This window comes from Burkholderia sp. MSMB1826, assembly GCF_001526325.1.
Taxonomy (GTDB): domain Bacteria; phylum Pseudomonadota; class Gammaproteobacteria; order Burkholderiales; family Burkholderiaceae; genus Burkholderia.
The window spans coordinates 1-1,234 of the sequence record NZ_LOYN01000024.1 but is presented as its reverse complement, the minus strand read 5'-3'; the positions used below and the strand labels follow the sequence as shown (position 1 = coordinate 1,234).

The 1,234-nt window shown below is 58.3% G+C and carries 1 protein-coding gene; it reads left to right on the top strand.

Features of this window, described 5'->3' with window-relative positions:
- Window positions 1–65: 65 nt before the first annotated feature.
- Window positions 66–1,198, top strand: a protein-coding gene (locus WS95_RS16125) for an IS3 family transposase (protein WP_156444486.1) whose coding sequence is annotated in 2 segments (ribosomal slippage) — window positions 66–315 and window positions 315–1,198 — 1,134 coding nt in all. Because the reading frame shifts where the segments join, the coding sequence is not laid out codon by codon here.
- Window positions 1,199–1,234: the final 36 nt, after the last annotated feature.

Genomic DNA, 1,234 nt, shown 5'->3' with positions numbered 1-1,234 from the left:
TGTAGTGGTTCAATGCCCTTGGACAGTTCGAAAAGGAGGTAACGTGTCGTCTGGAGGGCCAAATCATGGTCAGGCGTGCGTTTTCCGAGGAATTCAAAGAAGAAGCGATACGACTCGTCGTAGAGCAGGGTTACCCCTTTTCCAAGGCGTGTGAGGCTGTCGGAGTGGGGGAGACCGCACTGCGTCGCTGGGTCGCACAGTGGCGGGTGGCACACAGTTTGGATGCGCCGAGTCCGGCACAACTCAGTGCAGACGCGCGTCGGATCAAGGAACTGGAGGCGCGCGTAGCCGAACTCGAACGGGAGCGTGAAGTTTTAAAAAAATCCACGGCCTTCTTCGTCAAGGAGCTCGAACGCTCCTGGAAGTGATCCAGACGATTGAGAAGGCCTACCCGGTAGCGCTGATTTGTCGACTGGCTGGTGTAGCACGCAGCAGCTATTACGCATGGAGGGCGCGCCAAGGCAGATCAAATCCCGATGCGACGGTACTGGAAGCGGTGCGCCGTATTCATGAGGAGACTCGTCGAAGCTACGGCAGCAGGAGGATGTCGCAAGCGTTGCGCTTGCTCGGACACAACGTAGGACGTTATCGAGCACGATCGTTGATGCGTCAGGCTCGGCTGGTGCGGTCTAAGCGCGGACATCGTTATCGAGTGGCGCAAGCCGAGAGTCTGATTGCGCCGAATCTGCTTGCACGACGATTCGATCCGGCGCAGCGCAATCAGGTATGGGTGGGCGACATCACGTTTGTGCAGACTAGGCAGGGATGGCTTTACGTGGCCGTCGTCATGGATCTGTATGCGCGCCGCATTGTGGGCTGGGCGTTTAGTCAGCACGCGGACACCGACTTGGCGCTCAAGGCATTAAGACGGGCTTACGATCATCGTCGCCCGGCACCAGGCTTGATGTTCCATTCGGATCAGGGCTGCCAATACACGAGCACGCGCTTTCTCGCCGAGCTGCGCGCCCGTGGCGCGATCCAGAGTATGAGCCGGCGCGGCAACTGTTGGGACAATGCGGTGGTCGAGCGCTTCTTCCGAAGCCTCAAAAGTGAATGGATCGGCGAGCAGTTGTACTTCGATCACCGCCATGCAGAGCAAGACATCACCGACTATTTGGTCGATTTCTACAACCATCGTCGCCTTCACTCGGCTGCGAAGGGAATGCCGCCAGCGCGTTTCGAAGCGCTCGCAGCCTAACCCGGAGCTATGTCCAGAGTTACTTGACCACTTCAG